The organism is Streptococcus mitis SK564 (assembly GCF_000148525.1).
Lineage (GTDB): Bacteria > Bacillota > Bacilli > Lactobacillales > Streptococcaceae > Streptococcus > Streptococcus mitis_H.
The window spans coordinates 22862-41200 of the sequence record NZ_AEDU01000006.1; the positions used below are offsets into that span (position 1 = coordinate 22862).

At 40.8% G+C, this 18339-nt stretch carries 17 protein-coding genes, 1 pseudogene and 3 riboswitches; of the genes and pseudogenes, 17 read left to right on the plus strand and 1 reads right to left on the minus strand.

Annotation, left to right across the window (positions count from 1 at the left end; translation table 11 throughout):
* Nucleotides 1–181: 181 nt before the first annotated feature.
* From lctO to thiE (SMSK564_RS03830), 11 genes are all read left to right on the plus strand, one after another.
* Nucleotides 182–1318 (plus strand): L-lactate oxidase, encoded by a 1137-nt coding sequence (lctO, locus tag SMSK564_RS03780; protein WP_000120723.1) that lies wholly within the window; start codon nucleotides 182–184, stop codon nucleotides 1316–1318.
* Nucleotides 1319–1465: 147 nt separating this feature from the next.
* Nucleotides 1466–1554: riboswitch (TPP riboswitch) on the plus strand.
* 214 nt (nucleotides 1555–1768) lie between these two features.
* Complete coding sequence (locus SMSK564_RS03785) at nucleotides 1769–2437, plus strand: TenA family protein (RefSeq protein WP_000449809.1); 669 nt, start codon at nucleotides 1769–1771, stop codon at nucleotides 2435–2437.
* A 279-nt stretch (nucleotides 2438–2716) separates the two neighbouring features.
* Nucleotides 2717–3499 carry a hydroxyethylthiazole kinase gene (gene thiM / locus SMSK564_RS03790; protein ID WP_000202462.1) on the plus strand — a complete coding sequence of 261 codons (783 nt, stop codon included), beginning with the start codon at nucleotides 2717–2719 and terminating at the stop codon, nucleotides 3497–3499.
* A gap of 1 nt (nucleotide 3500) precedes the next feature.
* Complete coding sequence (gene thiE / locus SMSK564_RS03795) at nucleotides 3501–4130, plus strand: thiamine phosphate synthase (protein ID WP_000468567.1); 630 nt, start codon at nucleotides 3501–3503, stop codon at nucleotides 4128–4130.
* A gap of 115 nt (nucleotides 4131–4245) precedes the next feature.
* A riboswitch (TPP riboswitch) is annotated at nucleotides 4246–4334 on the plus strand.
* Nucleotides 4335–4487: 153 nt separating this feature from the next.
* Entirely contained in the window at nucleotides 4488–5048 is a 561-nt protein-coding gene (locus SMSK564_RS03800) for an ECF transporter S component (protein WP_000915275.1), read from the plus strand.
* Nucleotides 5049–6434 carry an ATP-binding cassette domain-containing protein gene (locus SMSK564_RS03805; RefSeq protein WP_000522129.1) on the plus strand — a complete coding sequence of 462 codons (1386 nt, stop codon included), beginning with the start codon at nucleotides 5049–5051 and terminating at the stop codon, nucleotides 6432–6434.
* Between the two features lies 1 nt (nucleotide 6435).
* Nucleotides 6436–7086 (plus strand): energy-coupling factor transporter transmembrane component T, encoded by a 651-nt coding sequence (locus SMSK564_RS03810; RefSeq protein ID WP_000241381.1) that lies wholly within the window; start codon nucleotides 6436–6438, stop codon nucleotides 7084–7086.
* Nucleotides 7087–7096: 10 nt separating this feature from the next.
* Nucleotides 7097–7789 (plus strand): thiaminase II, encoded by a 693-nt coding sequence (gene tenA, locus SMSK564_RS03815; protein WP_000397190.1) that lies wholly within the window; start codon nucleotides 7097–7099, stop codon nucleotides 7787–7789.
* Nucleotides 7790–7791: 2 nt separating this feature from the next.
* Nucleotides 7792–8316, plus strand: a complete 525-nt coding sequence (gene thiW / locus SMSK564_RS03820) for an energy coupling factor transporter S component ThiW (protein WP_001225549.1) — start codon at nucleotides 7792–7794, stop codon at nucleotides 8314–8316.
* Entirely contained in the window at nucleotides 8316–9119 is an 804-nt protein-coding gene (gene thiM / locus SMSK564_RS03825) for a hydroxyethylthiazole kinase (RefSeq protein ID WP_000891845.1), read from the plus strand. Before thiW ends, thiM (SMSK564_RS03825) begins: the two co-directional genes overlap by 1 nt.
* Nucleotides 9112–9744 carry a thiamine phosphate synthase gene (gene thiE / locus SMSK564_RS03830; protein ID WP_001078206.1) on the plus strand — a complete coding sequence of 211 codons (633 nt, stop codon included), beginning with the start codon at nucleotides 9112–9114 and terminating at the stop codon, nucleotides 9742–9744. Before thiM (SMSK564_RS03825) ends, thiE (SMSK564_RS03830) begins: the two co-directional genes overlap by 8 nt.
* A 164-nt stretch (nucleotides 9745–9908) precedes the next feature.
* Here the strand turns inward: thiE (SMSK564_RS03830) and thiD are convergent, their stop codons facing one another.
* On the minus strand, nucleotides 9909–10700 hold the full coding sequence (gene thiD, locus SMSK564_RS03835; RefSeq protein WP_000221716.1) for a bifunctional hydroxymethylpyrimidine kinase/phosphomethylpyrimidine kinase: 792 nt from the start codon (nucleotides 10698–10700) through the stop codon (nucleotides 9909–9911).
* Between the two features lie 83 nt (nucleotides 10701–10783).
* Nucleotides 10784–10881, minus strand: a riboswitch (TPP riboswitch).
* Nucleotides 10882–11064: 183 nt separating this feature from the next.
* Here thiD and SMSK564_RS03840 point away from each other — a divergent pair.
* From SMSK564_RS03840 to SMSK564_RS03865, 6 genes and pseudogenes are all read left to right on the plus strand, one after another.
* The gene (locus SMSK564_RS03840) at nucleotides 11065–11460 is read left to right on the plus strand and encodes a CopY/TcrY family copper transport repressor (RefSeq protein WP_001167206.1); all 396 of its coding nucleotides are present in this window, start codon (nucleotides 11065–11067) and stop codon (nucleotides 11458–11460) included.
* A 10-nt stretch (nucleotides 11461–11470) separates the two neighbouring features.
* Nucleotides 11471–11842, plus strand: a complete 372-nt coding sequence (locus tag SMSK564_RS03845) for a cupredoxin domain-containing protein (RefSeq protein ID WP_000935054.1) — start codon at nucleotides 11471–11473, stop codon at nucleotides 11840–11842.
* 9 nt (nucleotides 11843–11851) lie between these two features.
* Nucleotides 11852–14095: a heavy metal translocating P-type ATPase gene (locus SMSK564_RS03850; protein WP_000136351.1), complete on the plus strand. Its 2244-nt coding sequence runs from the start codon at nucleotides 11852–11854 to the stop codon at nucleotides 14093–14095.
* A 212-nt stretch (nucleotides 14096–14307) separates the two neighbouring features.
* A complete protein-coding gene (gene spxB, locus SMSK564_RS03855) occupies nucleotides 14308–16083 on the plus strand; it encodes a pyruvate oxidase (RefSeq protein ID WP_000191827.1) in 1776 nt (591 codons plus the stop codon).
* Nucleotides 16084–16193: 110 nt separating this feature from the next.
* Nucleotides 16194–16541, plus strand: coding sequence for a VOC family protein (locus tag SMSK564_RS03860; RefSeq protein WP_000365360.1), 348 nt, complete (start codon nucleotides 16194–16196; stop codon nucleotides 16539–16541).
* Between the two features lie 263 nt (nucleotides 16542–16804).
* Nucleotides 16805–18245: pseudogene (locus SMSK564_RS03865) on the plus strand (6-phospho-beta-glucosidase).
* The last annotated feature ends 94 nt before the right edge of the window (nucleotides 18246–18339 follow it).

Sequence of the window (18339 nt, forward strand, 5' to 3'; positions counted from 1 at the left end):
TTGTAGCACTTAAAATCTCCTTTGGATAATATCTATTTTTTATTGCCCTTATAAGGATTTTTTATCATAGACATAAAATTTCTGAAATTTCCAAACAAAATATTTGAAAAATTTTGAAAAAAGAGTTAAGATATTTTTGTAATATACAAAGTAAACGCTTACTTATTAAGGAGGGCATTTTATGTCATACAAAACAAGCAATGCAGAAGGTCATGTAGATTTCATTAATACCTATGATTTGGAGCCAATGGCGCAACAAGTTATTCCTAAAGCAGCATTTGGCTATATCGCTAGTGGGGCGGAAGATACTTTCACTTTACGTGAGAATATTCGTGCCTTTAACCACAAACTCATCGTTCCTCATACACTTTGCAATGTAGAAAATCCAAGTACAGAGATTGAATTTGCAGGTGAAAAATTGTCTTCACCAATCATTATGGCGCCTGTTGCGGCTCATAAATTAGCAAACGAACAGGGTGAAGTGGCGACTGCGCGTGGTGTGCATGAGTTTGGGTCCCTCTATACAACCAGTTCTTACTCTACTGTCGATCTTCCAGAAATTACAGAAGCCCTTCAAGGGACACCTCACTGGTTCCAATTTTACTTTAGTAAGGATGACGGTATCAACCGCCATATCATGGACCGTGTGAAGGCTGAAGGTTATAAAGCGATTGTCTTGACAGCAGATGCGACTGTAGGAGGTAATCGTGAGGTGGACAAGCGTAATGGTTTTGTCTTCCCAGTTGGCATGCCGATTGTTGAGGAATATCTACCAGAAGGTGCTGGTAAATCAATGGACTTTGTTTACAAATCAGCTAAACAACGCTTGTCTCCACGTGATGTAGAATTTATCGCTGAATACTCAGGACTTCCTGTTTATGTCAAGGGACCACAATGCCGTGAGGACGTTGAACGTTCGCTTGCTGCGGGAGCTTCTGGTATCTGGGTAACCAACCACGGTGGCCGCCAAATCGACGGTGGACCAGCTGCCTTTGACTCACTTCAAGAAGTAGCAGAAGCAGTTGACAAACGTGTGCCAATCGTCTTTGACTCAGGTATTCGTCGTGGTCAACACGTCTTTAAAGCCTTGGCTTCAGGAGCAGACTTGGTAGCTATTGGTCGCCCTGTCATCTATGGTTTGGCTCTCGGTGGTAGTGTTGGTGTACGTCAAGTCTTTGAACACTTGAATGCAGAATTGAAGACAGTTATGCAATTATCTGGAACTCAGACTATTGAAGATGTCAAACACTTCAAACTCCGTCACAACCCATACAACCCAACCTTCCCAGTTGACCCACGCGACTTAAAATTGTATTGATAAAAATATTGCCTCCACTGAATGTGGAGGTTTTTCTTAGTGTATAGGAAGAATAAATCACCATTGAAAACTATATAAATATATTTTTCAGTCAAATATCTTGCTAGGGCTTTCATTTTTTGCTATACTGGTGCAGTAATTAAATAATAAAGACATTTGGGGTGCTTTAGGCTGAGATGATACCCATTGAACCTGATACAGTTAATACTGGCGAAGGGAAATGTGAAACGTTTTTTCGTATGGCGAAATGAACGATCTAATCTTGTAAGTCAACTCTAATTCTTGATTGTAATTGGAGTTTTTTTGTTTATATAAGCTGGATGAAGGTGATACAAAGCATTTAGGTAACTCTTCTTGAACGCCCTTGATTTTCTTTAAAAAGGTCAAGTAAAACTAGGATTTTCTTGGTATTTTGTTGATTACGAACGAGTAAAGAGAGGAGAAGTAAATATGGAAACACAAGACTATGCATTTGAGCCAGGTTTGACTGTTGGAGAATTATTAAAAAGCAGTCAGAAGGATTGGCAGGTTGCAATCAATCATCGTTTTGTCAAGGAACTTTTTGCAGGGAAAATTGAGAATAAGGTCTTAAAAGACTACCTAATTCAAGATTATCACTTCTTTGATGCCTTCTTATCTATGCTGGGTGGCTGCGTAGCCCACGCAGACCAGCTTGAATCCAAGCTTCGTTTTGCCAAGCAACTAGGCTTTCTTGAAGCAGATGAAGATGGTTATTTCCAAAAGGCTTTCAAAGAGTTAAAAGTATCTGAGAATGACTATCTGGAAGTGACCTTGCATCCTGTAACAAAAGCCTTTCAGGATCTAATGTATTCGGCAGTGGATTCATCAAACTATGCCCATCTTTTGGTCATGCTGGTCATTGCAGAAGGTCTCTATTTAGACTGGGGTTCTAAAGATTTGGCTCTACCTGAAGCCTACATTCATTCGGAATGGATTAATCTCCACAGAGGTCCTTTCTTTGCAGAGTGGGTTCAATTTCTGGTTGACGAACTTAATCGTGTCGGGAAAGGTAGAGAGGATTTGACAGAACTTCAGGAACGTTGGAATCAAGCGGTTGCTTTAGAATTAGCCTTTTTTGATATTGGTTATGACGCCTAGAGAAAGTTTAGGATATTTACAAATTTGATGAGGTAATTCTCTTCGAAAATCTCTTCAAACCACGTCAGCTTCATCTTAGATTATATATGTGACTGACTTCGTCAGTCTTATCTACAACCTCAAAGCAGTGCTTTGAGCAACCTGCGGCTAGCTTCCTAGTTTGCTCTTTGATTTTCATTGAGCACAAATCATTCAATGTAAATAAAAAAATTTCTTAACGAAAGATAGAAATAAATCGAAATCAGTAGATCGTATAAAGTGAAAAGGAAGGATTTCAATATGACAAGTTTAAAATTATTAAAAGAAAAAGCACCTTTGGTCATTTGTATAACCAATGATGTAGTAAAAAATTTCACAGCAAATGGATTAGTAGCACTGGGGGCATCACCAGCCATGAGTGAGTTTCCTGCAGATTTAGAGGATTTGTTAAAGTATGCTGGAGGTTTATTAATAAACATAGGAACATTGACAGATGAAAATTGGAAATTATACCAAGCTGCTCTGAAAATTGCAGAGAAATATAATGTCCCAGCAGTTTTAGATCCTGTAGCTTGTGGAGCAGGATCTTATAGAAAAAAAGTATCCGAAGATTTAATAAATAATTACAAACTCGCAGCGATTAGAGGAAATGCTGGAGAGATCGCTTCTTTAGTGGGAATAAATGTGGCATCTAAAGGAGTAGATAGTGCAGGCGTAGATAATATTGACGAAATTGCTTTAGCAGCAAATGAGAAGTTCAATATTCCTATAATAGTAACAGGTGAAGTGGATGCCATCGCGGTAAATGGAGAAGTGGTAACGATTCATAATGGTAGTGCCATGATGCCAAAAGTCATTGGAACTGGATGTTTATTAGGTGCTGTAGTAGCAAGCTTTATCGGACTAGAAAAAGGTCAAGAATTGAAATCATTAGAAACAGCAATGTTGGTTTACAATATCGCTGGAGAAATGGCAGAAAAACGTCCAAATGGACATCTTCCTGGAACATTTAAAGTTGAATTTATAAATGCCTTATATGAGATTACAGATGAAGATGTAAAGGAATTCAAAAGAGTGAAGTAAAATGTTTCATAAAGAATTACTAAAACTATATTTTATTTGTGGAACGACCACTTGCCAAGGAAAAGATCTATATAGAGTCGTTGAGGAAGCCTTAAAAGGTGGTATAACCTTATTTCAATTTCGTGAAAAAGGTGAGGGATCTTTAGAAGGTAAAGAAAAAGTCGAATTAGCAATTAAACTACAGAATCTTTGTAAAAAATACAATGTTCCATTTATTGTTAATGATGATATTGATTTGGCAATGGAAATTGATGCTGATGGCGTACATGTAGGACAAGATGACCTCGGTGTTGATGAAATTAGAAAATTGATGCCAGATAAAATAATTGGTCTTTCTATAAAAAACGAGGAAGAATTTCAACAATCAAAAGTTGAATATGTAGATTATGTTGGTGTTGGTCCTGTGTTTGATACCCAGTCAAAGGATGATGCTGGTGGCGCTATAGGTTATGAAGGTCTTAAATTGATGAGAAAACTATTGCCACAAATGCCCTTAGTTGCAATTGGTGGAATACAGACGAAACATATTAAAGACATTATGAAGACGAATATGGATGGTGTTTCAATCATTTCAGCAATATCGTATGCAAAAAATATAGAAAAAACTGTTCGGGAAATGAGTGAACAATAGGTATCTATCTAACCAAAGAAAGATCTGCTGTCTTTGTTAGTGCAAGGCTGTATTTCCAGTTCAATTTCTTGAACTGGAAAAAATCGTTTGTTATAATATTTATATAATTAAATAATAAAGACATTTGGGGTGCTTTAGGCTGAGATGATACCCATTGAACCTGATACAGTTAAGACTGGCGAAGGGAAATGTGAAATGGTTTTGTATTTATAGAAACTAACCATCTAATCTTGTAAGCTGAACTCTAATTCCTATCTGTAATTAGAGTTTTTTCTTTTACGAAACTGGATGAAGATGATACAAAGCATTTAGGTAGCTCACCTTGAATGCCCCACTTTTCTTTAAAAAGGAGTTTTTATGTTGAAAAAATGGCAGTTAAAAGATGTTATCTTACTTGCTTTCTTATCTATCTTTTTTGGTGGCGTTTTTGTGGGATCAGGCTATCTATTTGATATCCTCACTCTGATTTTAGCCCCTCTTGGCTTGCAGGCCTTTGCCAATGAAATCCTCTTTGGTCTCTGGTGTATGGCTGCGCCTATTGCTGCAATCTTTGTTCCAAGAGTCGGAAGTGCAACGATTGGAGAAGTGCTAGCTGCGCTTGCTGAAGTCCTTTATGGTAGCCAATTTGGTCTAGGTGCCCTTTTGTCTGGCTTGGTTCAAGGTTTGGGAAGTGAACTTGGTTTTATCGTAACCAAGAATCGCTATGAAAGTTGGCTCTCTCTAACTGCCAATAGTATTGGAATTACGCTTGTTAGCTTTGTCTATGAATACATTAAGTTAGGTTACTACGCCTTCTCCCTTCCTTTTGTCCTTTCCTTGCTTGTAGTACGTTTTATTTCCGTCTTTTTCTTCTGTACCATTTTGGTTCGTGCCATTGTCAAACTTTATCATCAGTTTGCAGCTGGGGGCAAGGCATAGATGGGGCTGGAACTACGAGCGATTCAGTCCCCAATCTTCTCTGAGCCGCTTGATTTTACTTTTCATGCGCAAGCCTTTACCTTGTTAGTTGGAAGCAGTGGTTCAGGAAAATCGAGTCTCTTTCAAATGATTGCCCAAGTCAGTTCTCTTCCCTATATCGGTCAAGTCCTGATAAATGGGAGCGAGGTCAGTCAGCTTTCTATCATCGAACGTGTCCAGACGGTTGGTATTCTCTTTCAAAATCCCAATCATCAATTTACCATGGAGAACTTGTTTGAGGAGCTGATTTTTACCTTGGAAAATATCGGGCATCCCGTTCAGGAAATTGATTCTAAAATAGCAGAGGTTGTCCAGCAATGTCGCTGCAAGGCGATTTTGCACCGTCCCATCCATCACTTATCAGGTGGAGAAAAGCAAAAGGCTGCCTTGGCAGTTCTCTTTGCTATGAATCCTAGGGTCTATCTCTTGGATGAGCCTTTTGCTTCCATTGACCGCAAGAGTAGGATAGAGATCTTGGAGATTCTAAAAGAGTTAGCTTCTAATGGGAAGACAGTTATTTTGTGCGACCATGATTTAACGGACTATGAAGCCTATATCGACCATATGGTGGATCTAAGAGATGGACAACTAAGGGAAGTGTTTCAAATCCCTGCCTCTGATATGATCCAGGTTGCTTCAAAGGAAGTTGCTTCTAGCCCAGAACTATTCCATATGGACCGTGTGACTTGTGAGCTGGATCATCGTCCCCTCTTTTCAATTGCGGATTTTACAGTTTACCAAGGAATTTCCTGTATCTTGGGTGACAATGGTGTCGGGAAATCAACCCTCTTTCGCTCCATTCTTCAATTTCAAAAGTATAAGGGGCGCATTACTTGGAAGGGTTCGGTTCTAAAAAAGAAAAAGAGTTTGTATCATGACCTGACGGGTGTTGTTCAGGAAGCTGAGAAGCAGTTTATCCGAGTCAGTCTGCGAGAAGAACTTCAATTAGATGGACCTGATTCTGAAAGAAATCAGCGTATTCTCCAAGCTTTACGGTATTTTGATCTGGAGCAGGCGCTCGATAAGAGTCCCTATCAATTAAGTGGTGGCCAGCAAAAGATTCTTCAGCTTTTGACCATCTTGACCAGCAAGGCTTCTGTAATCTTGCTAGACGAACCTTTTGCGGGTTTGGATGATAGAGCTTGCCATTATTTTTGTCAGTGGATCGTGGAGGAGAGAAATCAAGGAAGAAGTTTTTTGATGATTACACATCGTTTAGATCCCTTAATCACTGTGGTTGATTATTGGATTGAGATGACTAGTCAGGGTCTCAGTCATGTGAAAGAAGTGACAATTACCAAACCACTCACATCTCAGAGTAGCAATACTCAAGGGGAGGTGAGATAGTATGGTCAAAGTAGCAACTCAGACACCTATTATCAGTCTCTTCTTGCTGATTTTATCCTTGGAGACATCTTTCATTCCTTCGATTGCTTTGAATCTTTCGGTAGTCGCATTTTGCATTCTCTTTATGCTCTATTACCGTCGATTTAAAATGTTAGCTTGGATGATTCTGCTCGCCATTTTGCCATCTTTGGCCAACTACTGGGCAGTTCAGTTGCATGGGGATGCTTCGCAGGCAGTGATGCTTGGAACGAGGGCCTTTGTAACCGTTTGTATCGGTCTTGTCTTTGTTTCCTCTATTTCCCTAAAAGAGCTTCTCTTGTACTTGGCTCAAAAGGGACTATCACGTTCTTGGGCCTATGCCTTGATTGTGGTATTCAATTCCTTCCCCCTTATTCAGCAAGAAATCAAGTCTCTCAAGGAAGCTTGCTTATTACGCGGTCAAGAACTACATTTTTGGTCGCCCTTGATTTATAGCAAGGTTCTGATGACAGTCTTTAGGTGGCGCCATCTTTACCTGAGAGCTCTATCAGCGCATGGATATGACGAACATGCACAGGTGGAGAATCACTATCGGACTTTTTATATTCCTCAAAGGACAATATTCATCTACCTGCTGTTCTTTTTATTGCTTCAAACCAGTCTATTTTTATAAAGGAGTTATTATGGAATTTACAGATATTGCGATGGAATTATCCAAGGAAGCTTGGCAGGCTTCCTTTCATCACCCCTTTGTTTTACAGTTACAAGAGGGAAATTTAGACCCGTCCATCTTTCGCTATTACTTGATTCAGGATGCCTACTATTTGAAGGCCTTCTCAGAAGCCTATCACCTCTTGGCTGATAAGACTTCAAACCAAGAGATGAAAAGACTATTGAAACAAAATGCTCAGAGTTTAGTGGAGGGTGAGTTATTTATCCGCCAACAATTTTTCAAGGAATTGGAAATCAGCGACCAGGAAATGGAGCAACATCCAATCGCTCCAACTTGTTATCATTATATCTCTCACATTTATCGGCAATTTGCAGAGCCAAACTTGGGTATTGCCTTTGCGAGCTTGCTGCCTTGTCCTTGGCTATATCATGATATAGGCAAATCACTTAATCTTAAACCATCACCAAATCCTCTCTACCAACAATGGATTGAAACTTATATTACGGATGAACTCGAACAGCAAATAAAAGAAGAGTCTGAGCTAGTCAATCAACTTTATCGCGAAAGTGATGATACAGACAAGAAAAAAATGTTAGATGCCTTCCACATCAGTGTTCACATGGAAGCCAAGTTTTGGCAAATGGCCTACCAACACCAGACATGGAAGAGTGATTTACAGTCTTTAGAAACAGGAGAATTATAAACATGAGAAAGCACCAATTACAAGTTCACAAATTAACCATTTTATCCATGATGATTGCCCTTGATGTAGTCCTTACGCCTATCTTTCGGATTGAGGGAATGGCACCGATGTCCAGTGTAGTCAATATTCTAGCAGGAATCATGATGGGACCTGTTTATGCCTTGGCTATGGCTACAGTGACAGCCTTTATCCGTATGACGACTCAAGGGATTCCGCCTTTAGCTCTCACAGGAGCGACTTTTGGAGCCCTTCTAGCAGGTCTCTTTTATAAGTACGGTCGAAAATTCCATTATTCTGCTCTAGGAGAGATTTTGGGAACAGGTATTATCGGTTCTATTGTTTCCTATCCTGTTATGGTACTCTTTACAGGATCGGCTGCTAAGCTTAGCTGGTTTATCTACACTCCTCGATTTTTCGGAGCAACTTTGATTGGTACAGCAATTTCCTTTATTGCCTTTCGATTTTTAATCAAGCAGGAATTCTTTAAAAAAGTGCAGGGATATTTCTTTGCTGAAAGGATAGACTGATGCTGGAATTATCAAATCCTTTTCCTCTGGAAACGACTTCCCTCATTCACTGCATTACCAATGAGATTTCTTGTGAGATGTTGGCAAATGGGATTTTGGCTTTGGGATGCAAACCTGTCATGGCAGATGATCCCCGTGAGGTTCTTGATTTTACTAAGCAAAGCCAGGCACTCTTCATCAATTTGGGGCATTTATCAGCTGAGAAGGAAAAAGCAATTCGTATGGCAGCTTCTTATGCAGCTCAAGTTTCTCTTCCAATGGTAGTCGATGCGGTTGGCGTAACAGCTTCATCCATTCGTAAGAGCTTAGTCAGAGACCTTTTAGACTATAGACCTACGGTCCTTAAAGGAAATATGTCAGAAATTCGAAGTCTTGTTGGCTTAAAGCACCATGGCGTTGGGGTCGATGCAAGTGCTAAAGACCAAGAAACTGAGGATTTACTTCAAGTCTTGAAAGACTGGTGTCAGACCTATCCAGGTATGTCATTCTTAGTCACTGGCCCCAAGGACCTCATCGTTTCAGAGAATCAGGTTGCTGTACTGGGAAATGGATGTGCAGAATTAGACTGGATAACAGGGACAGGAGACTTGGTTGGAGCTTTAACAGCTGTTTTTCTCAGCCAAGGAAAGACTGGATTTGAAGCTTCCTGCTTAGCGGTCTCTTATCTCAATATCTCTGCTGAGAGAATAGTTGTTCAAGGAATGGGATTGGAAGATTTTCGTTACCAAGTACTCAATCAGCTTTCGCTCCTCAAAAGAGATGAAAACTGGCTAGATGCTATCAAAGGAGATGTTTATGAATAGAGAGGCGCTTAGACTGTATCTGGTAACCAATCGCTACCAAGATTCCTTGGAAAGCTTTCTTGAAAAGATTGAGAGGGCTTGCCGTTCAGGGGTTACCATAGTCCAATTACGAGAAAAAAATCTCACAACCAATCAATATTATCAACTGGCAAAAGAAGTCAAGGAAATAACAGATGCCTATCAGGTACCCTTGATAATCGATGATCGGTTGGATGTTTGTCTTGCGGTTGATGCAGCAGGTCTGCATATCGGAGATGATGAATTACCAGTTTCGGTAGCTCGCAAAGTCTTGGGTCCTGAAAAAATCCTCGGTGTCACCGCTAAAACGGTTAAAAGAGCTCTGGAAGCGGAGAAATCAGGTGCAGATTACTTGGGGACAGGAGCCATTTTCCCGACTACGACCAAGGAAAATGCGCCTATTACCCTGATTTCAACCTTGAAAACAATTTGCCAAAGAGTCGCTATTCCAGTAGTTGCTATTGGCGGCTTGACATCAGAGAATATTGACCAACTTGCCGCAACTGGCATAGCTGGAGTAGCTGTCGTACGTGATTTGATGCAGGCAGAAGATATAGAAACAAAAACGCAAGCCTTTTTAACAAAGTTGCATGACATTATTTCCTAACTAATACTCGATGAAAATCAAAGAGCAAACTAGGAAGCTAGCCGCAGGTTGCTCAAAGCCCTGCCTTGAGGTTTTAGATAAGACTGACGACGTAGTTTGAAGAGATTTTCGAAGAGCATAAAAACTCTCTAATTCCCTTAAAGTGGGAACTAGAGAGTTTTTTCTTAATCTTTAAAAGTTGTATGGTTGACTGGGCCAGAACCATGACCGAGTTGAGGGGCATCTTGGATGGCTTTCGTGATAAAGGCCTTGGCTTTATCGACTGCTTGATAGAGGGTTTTCCCCTTGGCTAGTTCAGCCGTAATCACTGCAGCAAAGGTACATCCAGTACCATGTGTATGACAGGTTTGAATTCGTGGACTTTCCCAGACAAATTGGTCATCCTTGGTAAAGAGGAAATCCTTGGCACCGCCTTCGAGATGCCCGCCTTTGATAACAACGGACTGAGGACCAAATTCTTTTAAAATCAGGCGACCAGCACGCTGCATGTCTTCAGGATCATGGATTGAAAAACCAACAATTTCTTCTGCCTCAGGAAGATTCGGTGTAATAATACTTGCAAGAGGAAGTAAGTTTGTTTTTAGGTAAGTTCTGGCACTGGTATCAATCAGGGTGTCTCCGCTCGTAGCGACCATAACAGGGTCAAGGACGTATGGACATTCAAGGTTCTTTAAGTAGGGTTGGATAATTTCCATGATTTCGGTAGTTGCCAACATCCCAGTTTTTACAGCCTGAGGCTTGATATCCGAAAAGACACTGTCCAATTGGGCTTTCAACATTTGAGGAGAAACGTGCTCGATCAATTGAACGCCTTTGGTATTTTGAGCGACAAGACTGGTCACAACGGCCATTCCATAGACATCTCTCGCTTGGAACGACTTTAAATCAGCCATAATGCCAGCACCACCACTAGGGTCAGTCCCTGCAATGGTCAAAGCAACGGGTAAATAAGTCATCTAAAACCTCCCAACCAACTGAAGTTTGTATTCTTAAGAACAAGCTGGCCTGTTTTAGAAAGGTAATAGAAGACTGCTAGTCCCCATTATCATTTCCACTTCCATCAGCTAGCATTACCTAGATTGAGTCAAAGGGTCTAACAGTCGTTAATCTCAGCTTTACGCACCCCTAGTGGTTGTTTTCTTTTTTCTTTAGTATAGCATATTTTTATAGTTTATATAGTAAGATTTGATTGAAAATCCTTTATCATAGGGTTAAAATTCTATTTTTCAAAGAAAAAATTAATTTTATAGTTGACAAATGTAGATTTTAAGAGTATACTGATGATTGTAATTGACAAATGTAGATTTTGGAGGTGTGATGATGCAGATTTCAGATGCAGAATGGCAGGTCATGAAGATTATTTGGATGCAGGGCGAACAGACCAGTACGGATTTGATCAGGGTTCTGGCGGAGCGGTTCGATTGGTCCAAGTCGACCATTCAAACTCTTTTGGCTCGTTTGGTTGAGAAAGAGTGTTTGACTCGGAAAAAAGAAGGCAAGTCCTTTGTCTATTCAGCCCTTTTAACTTTGGACCAAAGTAGGGATTTACTTGTCCAAGATATTAAGGACAAGGTTTGTTCCCGTAGGATTAAGAACTTGTTGGCTGATTTGATTACTGAATGTGATTTTACTCAGGCTGACTTGGAAGACTTGGAAGCTGTGATTTCTGAGAAGAAATCAAGCGCTGTAACAAAAGTAAAATGTAATTGTATGTAAAGGAGACGTCATGTTAAATAGTATTGTAACCATTATTTGTATTGCCCTTATCGCGTTTATCTTGTTCTGGTTTTTCAAAAAGCCTGAAAAATCTGGACAAAAGGCCCAGCAAAAAAAGGGCTACCAAGAGATTCGAGTGGAGGTCATGGGGGGCTATACGCCTGAGTTGATTATCCTCAAGAAATCAGTGCCAGCCCGCATTGTCTTTGACCGCAAGGATCCTTCACCATGTCTGGATCAAATTGTTTTTCCAGATTTTGGTGTACATGCGGACCTGCCTATGGGGGAAGAGTATATAGTGGAAATCACGCCTGAGCAGGCTGGAGAGTATGGTTTCTCTTGTGGCATGAATATGATGCACGGTAAGATGATTGTAGAATAGGAGAATGATATGACTGAAATTGTAAAAGCAAGTCTTGAAAATGGTGTTCAAAAAATCCGTATCACGGCAGACAAAGGCTACCATCCAGCCCACATTCAACTGCAAAAAGGAGTTCCTGCTGAGATCACCTTTCACCGTGTGACACCTTCAAACTGTTACAAGGAAATTCTGTTTGAAGAAGAAGGCATCTTAGAACAAATCGGCGTAGACGAAGAGAAAACAATTCGTTTTACACCTCAAGAATTAGGCCAACATGAATTTTCATGTGGTATGAAGATGCAAAAGGGGAGTTATACCGTAGTTGAGAAGACTCGAAAATCTCTATCCCTTTTACAGCGTTTTTGGATTACTAGTATCTTTACTGTGCCTCTTGTGATTCTCATGATTGGGATGTCGACAGGAGGAATTAGTCACCAAGTCATGCGTTGGGGCACCTTTTTAGCCACAACACCGATTATGCTAGTAGCAGGTGGTCCTTATATCCAAAGTGCTTGGGCTAGTTTTAAAAAGCACAATGCCAACATGGATACCTTGGTTGCTCTGGGAACCCTAGTGGCCTATTTCTATAGCTTAGTTGCCCTCTTCGCTGGTCTCCCCGTTTACTTTGAAAGTGCTGCATTTATCTTCTTCTTCGTTCTTATGGGAGCCGTTTTTGAGGAGAAAATGCGGAAAAATACTTCCCAAGCTGTGGAGAAATTGCTGGACTTGCAGGCTAAAACAGCAGAAGTCTTGCGTGAGGATAGCTATGTCCAAGTTCCTTTGGACCAAGTCAAGGTAGGAGACCTGATTCGAGTGCGTCCCGGTGAAAAGATTGCTGTTGATGGTGTCGTAGTAGAAGGTATCTCTAGTATTGATGAGTCTATGGTGACAGGTGAGAGTCTGCCTGTGGACAAGACAGTTGGAGATATTGTGATTGGTTCAACCATCAATAATAGTGGAACGCTTGTTTTTAGGGCAGAAAAAGTTGGTTCAGAGACAGTTTTGGCTCAGATTGTCGATTTTGTGAAGAAAGCTCAGACCAGTCGTGCGCCGATTCAGGACTTGACGGATAAGATTTCAGGCATTTTTGTCCCAGCAGTTGTCATTTTAGGGATTGTGACCTTTTGGATTTGGTTCGTCTTGCTCAGGGATAGTGTAGTCGTGCTTGGAGCGAGTTTTGTCTCTTCTCTTCTCTATGCGGTGGCGGTTTTGATTATCGCCTGTCCTTGTGCCTTGGGGCTCGCAACACCGACAGCCCTTATGGTGGGGACAGGACGCAGTGCCAAGATGGGAGTTCTCCTCAAAAATGGAATTGTTCTACAGGAAATCCAGAAAGTTCAAACGATTGTATTTGATAAGACTGGGACTTTGACGGAAGGGAAGCCTGTGGTAACAGATATCATCGGCGACGAAGTAGAAGTGCTTGGATTGGCAGCTTCCTTGGAAGAAGCTTCTCAACACCCACTGGCTGAAGCCGTTGTGAAACGAGCGAGTGAAGCTGGACTTGAGTTTCAAACTGTTGAAAATTTTCAAGCCTTGCACGGAAAAGGTGTTTCAGGGCAAATAGCTGGAAAACAAGTTCTGCTTGGAAATGCTAAAATGCTGGATGGCATGAACATTTCTAGCACTTATCAAGATAAACTAGAAGAACTAGAAAAAGAAGCTAAGACAGTTGTGTTCTTGGCTGTTGACAATGAAATCAAAGGCTTGCTTGCTCTGCAAGATATTCCTAAGGAAAATGCTAAGCTTGCCATCAGTCAGTTGAAAAAACGAGGTCTTAAAACAGTCATGCTGACAGGAGACAATGCAGGTGTGGCGCGTGCTATTGCAGATCAAATCGGAATCGAAGAAGTCATTGCAGGTGTCTTACCAGAAGAAAAAGCCAACGAAATCCATAAACTACAAGCGGCTGGCAAAGTAGCCTTTGTTGGTGATGGTATCAATGACGCTCCTGCCCTCAGTGTAGCGGATGTGGGAATTGCTATGGGAGCTGGAACAGATATTGCTATCGAGTCAGCAGATTTGGTGTTGACAACCAATAACCTCCTAGGCGTAGTTCGTGCCTTCGACATGAGTAAGAAAACTTTTAATCGTATTCTGCTCAATCTTTTCTGGGCCTTTATCTACAATGTCGTCGGAATTCCGATAGCAGCAGGAGTCTTTTCAGGTGTTGGACTGGCCCTTAACCCAGAACTGGCAGGTCTAGCCATGGCATTTAGTTCTGTATCTGTGCTGACCAGTTCCCTTCTCTTAAACTTTAGTAAAATAGATTAAAAGCGGGCTTGCTCGCTTTTTATTATAAAACAGAAATTAAAAAACATTTCCAAACTGTACTGTAATAGAGAATAAAAACTTCTGAGCAGATTCTTAGTAAAGTCAAAATAAATGTGATAAATTAGTAGTGTAAAAATTTACTGAAACGTTTTCAAAAACTATATGAAACCTTTTTTAGTAGATTTAAAAATATTTGAAGGAGAGTTATCATTATGACTCAAGGGAAAATTACTGCATCTGCAGCAATGCTTAATGTATTGAAAACATGGGGCGTAGACACAATCTACGGTATCCCATCAGGAACACTCAGCTCATTGATGGATGCTTTGGCTGAAGACAAAGATATCCGCTTCTTGCAAGTTCGCCACGAAGAAACAGGTGCCCTTGCAGCGGTTATGCAAGCTAAATTCGGTGGCTCAATCGGGGTTGCAGTTGGTTCAGGTGGTCCAGGTGCTACTCACTTGATTAACGGTGTTTACGATGCAGCTATGGATAACACTCCATTCCTAGCGATCCTTGGATCTCGTCCAGTTAACGAATTGAACATGGATGCTTTCCAAGAATTGAACCAAAACCCAATGTACAACGGTGTTGCTGTATACAACAAACGTGTAGCTTACGCTGAGCAATTACCAAAAGTTATTGACGAAGCTTGCCGTGCTGCAGTTTCTAAAAAAGGTCCAGCTGTTGTTGAAATCCCAGTAAACTTCGGTTTCCAAGAAATCGACGAAAACTCATACTATGGATCAGGTTCATACGAGCGTTCATTCATCGCTCCTGCTTTGAACGAAGTTGAAATCGACAAAGCTGTTGAAATCTTGAACAATGCTGAACGTCCAGTTATCTATGCTGGTTACGGTGGTGTTAAAGCTGGTGAAGTGATTACTGAATTGTCACGTAAAATCAAAGCACCAATCATCACAACTGGTAAAAACTTTGAAGCTTTCGAATGGAACTATGAAGGTTTGACAGGTTCTGCTTACCGTGTTGGTTGGAAACCAGCCAACGAAGTTGTCTTTGAAGCAGACACAGTTCTTTTCCTTGGTTCAAACTTCCCATTTGCTGAAGTTTACGAAGCATTCAAGAACACTGAAAAATTCATCCAAGTGGATATCGACCCTTACAAACTTGGTAAACGTCATGCCCTAGACGCTTCAATCCTTGGTGACGCAGGTCAAGCAGCTAAAGCAATCCTTGACAAAGTGAATCCAGTTGAATCAACTCCATGGTGGCGTGCAAACGTTAAGAACAACCAAAACTGGCGTGATTACATGAACAAAATCGAAGGTAAAACTGAAGGTGAATTGCAATTGTATCAAGTTTACAATGCAATCAACAAACATGCTGATCAAGACGCTATCTACTCAATCGACGTAGGTGACACTACTCAAACATCTACTCGTCACCTTCACATGACACCTAAGAACATGTGGCGTACATCTCCACTATTTGCGACAATGGGTATTGCCCTTCCTGGTGGTATCGCTGCTAAGAAAGACAATCCAGATCGCCAAGTATGGAACATCATGGGTGACGGTGCATTCAACATGTGCTACCCAGACGTTATCACAAACGTTCAATACGACCTTCCAGTTATCAACGTTGTCTTCTCAAATGGTAAATATGCCTTCATCAAGGACAAATACGAAGACACAAACAAACACTTGTTTGGTTGTGACTTCCCTAATGCTGACTATGCGAAAATTGCTGAAGCTCAAGGAGCTGTTGGATTTACAGTTGACCGTATCGAAGACATCGATGCAGTGGTTGCAGAAGCTGTTAAATTGAACAAAGAAGGTAAAACTGTTGTTATCGATGCTCGCATCACTCCACACCGTCCACTTCCAGTAGAAGTACTTGAATTGGATCCAAAACTTCACTCAGAAGAAGCAATCAAAGCCTTCAAGGAAAAATACGAAGCAGAAGAACTCGTACCATTCCGTCTCTTCTTGGAAGAAGAAGGATTGCAATCACGTGCAATTAAATAATTCCTCTCGTCGAAAATCAAATATAAAACTTGTAGATTTTATTCTTTGATTTTCATAGAGCAGAACTTGAAAAGATCGGAGCAATCCGGTCTTTTTATGGAGGATAGTAAATGGATTTAAATCAATTAGATATTATCGTTTCAAATGTTCCCCAAGTCTGTGCTGACTTGGAGCGTATTTTGGATAAAAAGTCCGATTATGTTGATGACAGTTTTGCTCAGTTTACGATTGGCAGTCACTGTCTGATGTTGTCCCAAAATCATTTGATTCCTTTGGAAGATTTTCAGTCAGGAATCATTCTTCATATCGAGGTTGAGGATCTAAATCAGAATTACCAACGTTTAAAAGAGCTTGGTGTCGAGATTTTACACGGTATTTGTGAAACGGATTGGGGAACAGAGTCCTTATTAGTTAAAGGCCCTGCTGGTCTAGTGATTGATTTTTATCGTATGAAATAAGGTGCTTAGTCATTTGACGTTAACCTTAACTATTTTTAAAACAGAAATTGAGAATATGAACTATTGAAAAGATCGGAGCAATCCGGTCTTTTTCTTATCTCAAGACGGTAATAATTTACATTTCTATAACAAAACTCTCAAACTCTTGATTGTTTTTGCATCAAACATAAAAGCAAGCTTAATCCCATCATTACCCAGATAGTTCCAAACTTTTTGGCCTCTTTTTAGTATAATAGAACTATCAAATCAAGTGAGGTAAAGTGATGACAGAAATACTACAATTTCCAGAGGGCTTCCTCTGGGGTGGTGCTACGGCTGCTAATCAATGTGAAGGTGCTCATAATTTAGACGGTCGTGGGTTGGCCAACGTGGATGTTGTTCCAATCGGTAAGGAGCGTGAAGCCATTATCACAGGTCAGAAAAAGATGTTTTCGTTTGAGGAGGGCTATTTTTACCCAGCAAAAGAAGCCATTGATATGTACCATCATTACAAGGAAGATATTGCTCTTTTTGCATAGATGGGCTTTAAGACTTATCGACTTTCCATCGCTTGGACTCGGATTTTTCCTAAGGGGGACGAAATCGAGTCAAATGAAGCTGGTCTAACCTTTTATGAGGATTTATTTAAGGAGTGCCACAAGTATGGTATTGAACCTTTGGTGACTATCACCCATTTCGACTGTCCTATGCACTTGATTGAAAAATACGGTGGATGGCGCAATCGTCGGATGTTAGACTTCTATGAAAAACTTTGTCGCACACTCTTTACCCGCTATAAGGGTTTGGTCAAATTCTGGCTAACCTTCAATGAAATCAACATGATTCTCCATGCACCCTTTATGGGAGCTGGACTCTGTTTTGAAGAAGGAGAAAATCAAGAACAGGTTAAATATCAGGCGGCCCACCATGAGTTGGTAGCCTCGGCCATGGCGACTAAGCTTGCCCACGAAATTGATCCAGAAAACAAGGTGGGATGTATGTTGGCTGCAGGGCAATACTATCCTAATACAGCCCATCCGAGAGACTACTGGACAGCCATGGAGGAAGACCGCAAGAGTTACTTCTTCATTGATGTTCAAGCGCGTGGGGAATACCCAAATTATGCCAAGAAGCAGTGGGAGCGTGAGGGAATCGAGATTCAAATGACAACAGAAGATTTAGATTTGTTAAAGAATCACACTGTTGACTTTGTTTCCCTTCTCTTACTATGCAAGTCGAGTGGCCTCAGGCGATCCAGAAGTGAGGGATCTGACCTCTGGAAATGTCTTTTCCTCTATCAAAAATCCTTATCTTGAATCCTCAGAATGGGGGTGGCAGATTGACCCACTTGGCCTTCGTATCACCCTCAATGCCATTTGAGATCGTTACCAAAAGCCTATGTTTATCGTAGAAAATGGACTCGGTGCTATGGACAGACCGGATGAGAATGGTTATGTGGCAGATGACTATCGGATTGCTTACTTAGAGGCCCACATTAAGGCCATGCGAGATGCCATTTACCAAGATGGAGTTGACTTGCTAGGTTATACGACTTGGGGCTGTATCGATCTGGTTTCAGCTGGAACAGGCGAAATGAACAAGCGCCATGGCTTTATCTATGTAGATCGAGATAATGTGGGGAATGGGACTCTCAAACGTAGCAAGAAGAAGTCCTTTTACTGGTATAAGGATGTCATTGCTAGCAATGGTGCAAGCATTGAGTAGAGCACATTTGTTCACTATTTTTATAAAATCTTCTCCCTACTTTATAAGATGTGAAAAAGAGTTCAACTGGAACTCTTTTTTTGCTATAATGAGG